Origin of the sequence: Vibrio sp. 1641, assembly GCF_033339995.1 — a bacterium.
In the GTDB taxonomy this organism is placed as follows: domain Bacteria; phylum Pseudomonadota; class Gammaproteobacteria; order Enterobacterales; family Vibrionaceae; genus Vibrio; species Vibrio alginolyticus.
The window spans coordinates 1-1066 of record NZ_JAWOVP010000053.1; the positions used below are offsets into that span (position 1 = coordinate 1).

1 rRNA gene is annotated in these 1066 nt (G+C 53.6%); it reads left to right on the plus strand.

Features of this window, described 5'->3' with window-relative positions:
- A 16S ribosomal RNA gene (locus tag R7Z47_RS24095) occupies positions 1 to 1066 on the plus strand; the annotation flags it as partial.

Consider the following 1066-nt stretch of genomic DNA (forward strand, 5'->3'; position numbering starts at 1 on the left):
TTTGACGTTAGCGACAGAAGAAGCACCGGCTAACTCCGTGCCAGCAGCCGCGGTAATACGGAGGGTGCGAGCGTTAATCGGAATTACTGGGCGTAAAGCGCATGCAGGTGGTTTGTTAAGTCAGATGTGAAAGCCCGGGGCTCAACCTCGGAATAGCATTTGAAACTGGCAGACTAGAGTACTGTAGAGGGGGGTAGAATTTCAGGTGTAGCGGTGAAATGCGTAGAGATCTGAAGGAATACCGGTGGCGAAGGCGGCCCCCTGGACAGATACTGACACTCAGATGCGAAAGCGTGGGGAGCAAACAGGATTAGATACCCTGGTAGTCCACGCCGTAAACGATGTCTACTTGGAGGTTGTGGCCTTGAGCCGTGGCTTTCGGAGCTAACGCGTTAAGTAGACCGCCTGGGGAGTACGGTCGCAAGATTAAAACTCAAATGAATTGACGGGGGCCCGCACAAGCGGTGGAGCATGTGGTTTAATTCGATGCAACGCGAAGAACCTTACCTACTCTTGACATCCAGAGAACTTTCCAGAGATGGATTGGTGCCTTCGGGAACTCTGAGACAGGTGCTGCATGGCTGTCGTCAGCTCGTGTTGTGAAATGTTGGGTTAAGTCCCGCAACGAGCGCAACCCTTATCCTTGTTTGCCAGCGAGTAATGTCGGGAACTCCAGGGAGACTGCCGGTGATAAACCGGAGGAAGGTGGGGACGACGTCAAGTCATCATGGCCCTTACGAGTAGGGCTACACACGTGCTACAATGGCGCATACAGAGGGCGGCCAACTTGCGAAAGTGAGCGAATCCCAAAAAGTGCGTCGTAGTCCGGATTGGAGTCTGCAACTCGACTCCATGAAGTCGGAATCGCTAGTAATCGTGGATCAGAATGCCACGGTGAATACGTTCCCGGGCCTTGTACACACCGCCCGTCACACCATGGGAGTGGGCTGCAAAAGAAGTAGGTAGTTTAACCTTCGGGGGGACGCTTACCACTTTGTGGTTCATGACTGGGGTGAAGTCGTAACAAGGTAGCGCTAGGGGAACCTGGCGCTGGATCACCTCCTTA